This is a genomic window from Pseudoduganella sp. RAF53_2 (genome assembly GCF_052113985.1).
Lineage (GTDB): Bacteria > Pseudomonadota > Gammaproteobacteria > Burkholderiales > Burkholderiaceae_D > Rugamonas.
Genome location: NZ_JBFRDW010000309.1, coordinates 1 through 6829, shown reverse-complemented (window position 1 = coordinate 6829; position 6829 = coordinate 1). Strand labels below are relative to the sequence as shown.

Below are 6829 nucleotides of genomic sequence, written 5' to 3'. Positions count from 1 at the left end.
TGACGAAGGTGGTGGCAGGGTTCTTGTTCAGCACGCGCTGCAGCAGTTCGGTGGAACCTTTGATCAGTTCCAGTTTCTGTTCAGCGGTAACGCCTTCGTTGGTGACGCGGATGTTCACGTATGGCATGGTGTAGCTCCTTATTTAGTTAGCGGTATGGTTAAAGGTCTTGTTCACGATCTTCCAGCCGTCCTGGCGTTTGGCGAACGTCAGGTACAGGTAGTAGTCGAAGCCCAGCGTCGGCGAGTGCAGGCGGACGTTGGCGATATCGCCCAGCACGTCCACGCTCAGCACACGCTGGCGGTAAGGTTCGCCCAGCGACGCCGGACTTTGGCGATTGGCTACGCCGTTGATGTAATTCGCGGCGGTCTTGTGATACGGTTCGCCGGCGATCACGCCGTACACCTGGGCCGCCTGATCGAACAGGCGGGTCAGGGTTTCGGCGTCGCCCTGGTACACGGCGTTCAGGTACTGCTCGGACAGATTCAGGATGGTGGTTTGGGTGGACATCATCTATCTCCTGTAAGTTGTGTTCCCGTTGAGATCACTATATGACTGCATGGCGAGTCAATAAAGACCTGTGAAATCACATCACTCTGTACCTGATGTAACAAACGAGCCAGGTTCAGGACGATGGACGGCAATGGTGTGCCAGGCCAGCATGGCGCCTGTCAGCAGCAGGGCGGTGGACACGGTCAGGGCCAGCTCGATCCCATGGATACCCGCCGCCGGATCGGAACCAGCAATCAGCGCGCCGTAAATCGCCACGCCCATCGCGCCGCCAACCTGGCGCGCCGTGTTCAGCACAGCGGACGCAGTACCGGCCTGGCTCTTGTCGACGGCGGACAGGATCGATGTCGTCATCGCCGRCACGGCCAGGCCCATACCGGCCGGGATCAGCGCCAGGCCAGGCAGCATGGCGAGGAAGCTGGCGTCGTCCGAGATGCCGAAGAGGCCCAGCAGCGCATAGCCGGCGCCGCCAATCAGGCCACCGATAATCATCGGCATGCGCGAGCCAACGCGCGCCTGCATCTTGCCGCTGGCGATATTCGAGAACAGAAAGGTGCCGGTCAGCGGCAGGAAGATCAGGCCAGCGTGCAGCACGGAGAAGCCGCGGATCTTCTGCAGGTAGAAGCTGAGTACAAAGATGATGCCGTAATAGGCAAAGTTGACGAACACGCCAAACAGCACCGCACCCGAGAACTCGGCATTGCGGAACAGGCCAAGCGGCAGCATCGGTGCGCGGCTGCGCTGCTGCACGCGGAAGAAGAGAGCGCCCGCTACCAGCGCCACCACCAGCGCGATTTGGATGCCGCGATGGGCCAGGCCCAGTTCATTGAACTCGATCACCGCACCAATAAAGGCTGTCAGCGCGACGATGGCCAGCAGTTGGCCTGCCACGTCAAAGCTGCGTGCACCGTCCTTGCCACGCAGAGCAGGTACGACGCGCAAGGTCAGCGCAAAGCCGGCGATGGCGATAGGGACGTTGACCCAGAAAATGCTGCGCCAGCCGGCGACCGACATCAGCAGACCACCCAGCACCGGGCCGAGCGCAATGGAGATGCCGCCGGCAGCCGTCCATAAGGCGATGGCCTTTGCCAGCTGGGCGCGGTCCTGCGCATACGCTGCGTTGAGGATGGCCAGTGAACTTGGCACCATCAGCGCCGCACCAACGCCTTGCACGGCGCGGGCCAGGTTGAGTACCAGCGCGCTGGGCGCCATGGCTGCGGCAATCGAGGTCACGGTGAACAGCGCGAAGCCGCTGAGGAAGACGCGGCGCGCGCCGAAACGGTCGCCAAGTACGCCTGCCGACAGCAGAAAGACGGCAAAGCCGAGGGTGTAAGCGTCCACGACCCACTGCAACTGGTCCACACCGGCGCGCAGTTCGCGGCCGATTTCAGGCAGGGCAACGTTGACGATCGTGACATCCAGCTGGACGATGATGAAGGCAAAGCTGGCCGCGAGCAGTATCGCTAGCGAGCGGGGTGATTGGGTTTTCATAATGGGCTCCTGGTTCTTTGATAGTAGAAATATAGAGCCCTTCACTTATCATTGAAAATGAATAATAATGAAGCGAATCATCTCAAATGGAGAATCAAATGGAATTGTCCTCTCTGCGAATCTTCAAGACTGTCGCCGAGGAAGGCAGCGTGACCCAGGCGGCGGCCCGCTTGCACCGCGTGCAATCGAACGTATCGGCCCGCCTCACTCAGCTGGAGGAATCGCTGGGCGTCACGCTGTTTAACCGGTCCGGGCGGCGCATGCTGATTACACCGGAGGGCGAGCGCTTGCTCGAATATGCGGACCGCTTGCTGCGGCTGGCCGATGAGGCGCAGATGTCGGTGCGCGGCGAGCATGAGCCATCCGGCCAGCTGCGCATCGGCTCCATGGAGACAACCGCCGCGGCGCGCCTGCCGCGCGTACTGGGCGGCTTCCATCGTAAACATCCGCAGGTGGACCTGGTCCTGGACACCGGGCCGACCGATTACCTGATCCAGGCGGTGCTGAACCATAAAGTCGATGTCGCCCTGGTGGCCGGGCCGGTGGAAAGGCCGGAGCTGGAGCAGGTATCGGTGTTTGTTGAAGAACTGGTGCTGCTGACGGATGCCCTGCAAGAGCCGGTGACGGAACCGGCCGACGTGGTACGCCGCAATTTGCTGGGCTTCCGCAGCGGTTGCTCCTATCGCCGCCGCCTGGAGTGGTGGTTTGCCGATGCAGGCATCGCGCCGGCGCGGGTGTCGGAATTCGGAACCTATGAAGCGATTATTGGCTGCGTGGCGGCGGGCATGGGCGTGGCCATGATGCCAAGGGAAGTGCTGAAACTGCGCTCGCTGGGACGCACCGTGCAGTGCCACACGCTGCCGCCGGAAGTGGCGGAGGTCGAAACCATGCTGGTATGGCGCCGCGATATTCCGCAGCATGCGGCGCGCGACGCCTTCATTGCCAGTTTCGGCGCTGCCGTCTGATTACAGTCCCTCGAAGATGCGGAAGTCGCGTTCTGCGCCTTTGCCGAGAATGTCCACGGTAGCCAGGTAGTCTGGATGTACGTAGCAGGCTTTGGCCTGTTCGAAGCTGTCGAATTCCACGATGACGGTCAGCATGCGTACGCCGGCTTCGTGCACCACGATTTCATCGCCGCTGAAGCCACGCACCGTGCCACCCAGGCGTTCGATGACTGGCTTGGCTGCTTTTGCATAGGCCTGTACGGCGGCCGGATCGGAAATGGAACGGTAGGCGACTACCCAGAAACCCTTTTTCATGACGTGTCCTTTCAGGTGAGTGATGCGATGGGTTCAATATACGTTGGCCGGTCACGCTGAGAAAGCCGTCCGGCGGAAATTATGCTGATACGCGGTGTAATCAATCGATCACCAAGATGCGCGTTTGGCAGGCAAGTCTTGCATTACCATGGCACATATGGTCCCCAATAAGCTCCTGTTTGCGCTGGTCTCCAGCGCGTTTTTTTATGGTGCGCTGCCTGCGCTGGCGGCGGATTCGATAGACCTCTCCGGCACCTGGCGCTTCGCGCTTGATCGCGACGATCAGGGTATCACGCAGCGCTGGTTCGGGCGTGCGCTGAGCGACAAGATCCAGCTGCCCGGCATCCTGAATGCGCAGGGTTATGGCGACGAGATCAGCGTGCAGACGCCGTGGGTGCTGTCTCTGTACGATAAAAACTGGAGCTTGCGCGAAGACTACAAGGCTTACACCGCGCCGGGCAAGGTCAAAGTTCCTTTCCTGAGCCAACCTCCGCGCCACTACCTTGGCGCTGCCTGGTATCAGCGCGACATCGATGTGCCGCGCGCATGGCAGGGCAAGCGCGTGCAGCTCGTGCTGGAACGTCCGCGCTGGGGATCTACCGTGTGGCTGGATGATCGCGAACTCGGCTCGCAGCGCAGCCTCGTCGCGGAGCACGCGTACGAACTTGGTGCGCTGGCGCCGGGCAAGCACCGTATCTCGGTGCGCGTGGACAGCCGCTTGCTGATGAAATACCGGCCCGATTCGCATAGCGTGTCCGATTCGCTGGGCATGAGCTGGAACGGCATTGTCGGCAAAGTGGCGCTGCGCGCAACCACGCCAGTCTATATCGATGACGCGCAGGTTTATCCGAACGTGGCCGATCGCTCGGCCCTGGTGCGCGTTCGCATTTCCAATACGTCGGGCCACGCCGGCAGCGGGGCCATCACGGCGAACGGCAAGCGCGTGCCGGTGCACTGGACGGAGCAGGGCGGCGCTGCGGAATTCCGCGTGCAGTATCCGAGGAACGCCAGGACTTGGGACGAATGGTCGCCGGCGCTGCAGAAACTGTCGCTTCGCCTGCGCGGCGCTGGTGCGGATGACGCGCGCGAACTGTCCTTCGGCTTCGTCCAGATCAAGACGTCCGGCACGGATATTCTGGTCAATGGCGTGCCGGCCTTCTTCCGCGGCACTCACCACGGCGGCGATTTCCCGCTGACCGGCTACCCGCCAACCGATGTGGCTTACTGGAAGAAGATTTTCCGCATCAATAAGGAATGGGGCATCAACCATATGCGCTTCCATTCTTTCACGCCGCCGGAAGCCGCATTCCAGGCGGCGGACGAAGTGGGCATCTACTTGCAGCCGGAGCCCGGCATGTGGAATACCTTCGCGCCCGGCTCGCCGAACGAAGACATGCTGTATGAAGAGACGGAGCGCATGATCCGCGCTTACGGCAATCACCCGTCCTTCCTGCTCTTCAGCCCAAGCAACGAACCTTCCGGCAATTGGAAGGCGGTGTTCGACAAATGGATCGCGCATTACCGTGAAATTGACCCGCGCCGCCTGTACACGAACGGCACCGGCCACACCGAGCCATCCGTGCCGGAGGTGGATAAGGGCACCGACTATCTGGCGATTCAGCGCATCGGCCCTAAACCGCTGCGCAACAAGACCGGCTGGTTTGGCCGCGATTATTCGGCTTCGCTGGAGGGCATCTCGGTGCCCGTGTTGTCGCATGAGACAGGGCAGTGGATTGCCTATCCCGATTTCAGCGTGATCGACAAATTCACTGGCTATCTGCGGCCGGGGAATTACGAAATCTTCCGCGATTCGGCGGCCGCTCACGGCGTGCTGGAGAAGAACAAGGATTTCGCGCTGGCGTCTGGCCGCTACCAGTTCCTCTGCTATAAGGAGGAGATCGAGGCCATCCTGCGCACGCGCGGCTTGAGCGGCTATCAGCTACTGGATCTGCACGATTACCTTGGCCAGGGCACAGCGCTGGTCGGCATTCTTGATACGTTCTGGGAGCCCAAGGGCTATGCAAGCGCCGAGGAGTTCACGCGCTTTAACAGCCAGACGGTGCCGCTTGCGCGCTTGACCCGGCCTTCATTCACTACGCGCGATACGCTGGACGTGCCGGTCGACATCGCGCACTTCGGCCGCGCGGCGCTCACGGCGGCTCGCCCTTATTGGCGCGTGCTGGATGCGCGGGGCAGGGCGGTCGCCTCCGGCACACTTGCTGCCACCGATATCGCTATTGGACGCATGCCGCTTGGCCGCATCAACGCGCCGCTGTCCGCGCTRCCGGCGTCGGCGCAGTACAAGCTGGTGGTCGGGCTGGAAGGAACTCGCGTCGCGAATGACTGGAACTTCTGGCTCTATCCATCCGAGGTCGCCACCGAACCTGCGCCGCAAGTGCTGGTCACGCATTCCTGGGATGAAGCCGAGCAGCGCCTGTCCGCCGGCGGCACTGTGCTGTACATGCCGCACAAAGCGGATCTGGACTGGACTTCGCCGCCGCTGGCCGACGTGCCGGTATTCTGGAATCGTCTGATGAATCCCGGCTGGAGCCGTATGCTCGGTCTGTGGATCGACCGCAAACACCCGGCATTGGCGGGCTTCCCGACCGATTCCCACTTCAACTGGCAGTGGACGGAACTGGTGACCGGTGCCCGTGCCATGAATCTGGACCGGCTGCCGCGCGGCCTGCAGCCCATCGTCCAGCCTATCGACGACTGGAACCGTAACTACAAGCTCGGCATGCTGTTCGAAGCGCGCGTCGGCAAGGGCAAGCTGATGGTGACCACGGCCGATCTTGAAAATCGTCTCGCCGAACGCGTCGTGGCGCGCCAGCTGCGCAAGTCCGTGCTCGATTACATGGCCAGCGATGCTTTCCAGCCCGCGACGGAAATCAATCCCGCCGAGTTCCGCGCCGCGCTGTTCGACACGCGCATCATGAAAAAGCTCGGCGCCCAAGCCAGCGGCTGGCCGGATGCCGCCAACGCCATCGACGGTGACCCGAATACGTATGCGCTCCTGGCCCGGAAAGGCGACACGCCGCGTCCTCAGCCCGAGTTGACCATTGCGTTCCCGAATCCAGTGCCATTCAGCGGCCTGGTATTGATGCCGCGCCAGAACCACCGCGACCACGAAGGCGACGTCCGCGAATGGCTGATCCAGACCAGCGACGACGGCCAGCAATGGCGCGACATCAAGCGCGCCAGCCTGGGTTCGACCTTCGACCCGCAGCGCGTGCTGTTCGATCAGCCAGTGACAAGCCGCCACCTGCGCCTGACCTCACTCTCCGGTTTCGGCCAGGACCGCGCCAGCGCCCTGGCCGACGTGGCCGTCATCTACACCGGCCCGAAACTGCCCGAAGACGCCACTGCCCTGGAATACAGGCGCTCCCGCTCCACCTCGGCCGACGTGGACGAAGCCGGGATGGACGACCGCCGCCGTCAGTCATCTGAGCGAAAACAAAACAAATAAACGCCAGTCCTTGTGCGTGACAAAGTGTGTATTTATTTACCTCGCAGCGGCATAAGCTGAAAGGTCAGCGCATGCTGATCACCAAAGGAGGCCATCATGGAT

General features: G+C 61.9%; 6 protein-coding genes. 2 read left to right on the top strand and 4 right to left on the bottom strand.

The annotated features are described in order from the left end of the window. The 3 genes from AB4Z11_RS18395 to AB4Z11_RS18385 all read right to left on the bottom strand — a co-directional run. A partial coding sequence (locus AB4Z11_RS18395) for a tautomerase family protein (protein ID WP_442026725.1) occupies positions 1-127 on the bottom strand: 127 nt, incomplete at its 3' end. A 15-nt stretch (positions 128-142) separates the two neighbouring features. Beyond that, positions 143-511 carry a nuclear transport factor 2 family protein gene (locus AB4Z11_RS18390; protein ID WP_442026723.1) on the bottom strand — a complete coding sequence of 123 codons (369 nt, stop codon included), beginning with the start codon at positions 509-511 and terminating at the stop codon, positions 143-145. A 78-nt stretch (positions 512-589) separates the two neighbouring features. Continuing rightward, complete coding sequence (locus AB4Z11_RS18385; RefSeq protein WP_442026721.1) at positions 590-1999, bottom strand: MFS transporter; 1410 nt, start codon at positions 1997-1999, stop codon at positions 590-592. Positions 2000-2097: 98 nt separating this feature from the next. On the opposite strand from AB4Z11_RS18385, the gene AB4Z11_RS18380 reads away from it, so the two are divergent. Beyond that, complete coding sequence (locus AB4Z11_RS18380) at positions 2098-2964, top strand: LysR substrate-binding domain-containing protein (protein WP_442026720.1); 867 nt, start codon at positions 2098-2100, stop codon at positions 2962-2964. On the opposite strand, the gene AB4Z11_RS18375 is transcribed toward AB4Z11_RS18380, so the two are convergent. After that, positions 2965-3258, bottom strand: coding sequence for a DUF1330 domain-containing protein (locus tag AB4Z11_RS18375; protein WP_442026719.1), 294 nt, complete (start codon positions 3256-3258; stop codon positions 2965-2967). It abuts the gene before it with no gap. Positions 3259-3415: 157 nt separating this feature from the next. Here AB4Z11_RS18375 and AB4Z11_RS18370 point away from each other — a divergent pair, with 157 nt between their 5' ends. Further along, positions 3416-6727: a discoidin domain-containing protein gene (locus tag AB4Z11_RS18370; protein WP_442026717.1), complete on the top strand. Its 3312-nt coding sequence runs from the start codon at positions 3416-3418 to the stop codon at positions 6725-6727. The last annotated feature ends 102 nt before the right edge of the window (positions 6728-6829 follow it).

What these genes read in the sequence shown, in the direction of transcription:
- AB4Z11_RS18375 (WP_442026719.1), bottom strand. Translation starts at nt 3,258, where the DNA reads ATGAAAAAGGGTTTCTGGGTAGTCGCCTACCGTTCCATTTCCGATCCG.
- AB4Z11_RS18380 (WP_442026720.1), top strand. Translation starts at nt 2,098, where the DNA reads ATGGAATTGTCCTCTCTGCGAATCTTCAAGACTGTCGCCGAGGAAGGC.
- AB4Z11_RS18390 (WP_442026723.1), bottom strand. Translation starts at nt 511, where the DNA reads ATGATGTCCACCCAAACCACCATCCTGAATCTGTCCGAGCAGTACCTG.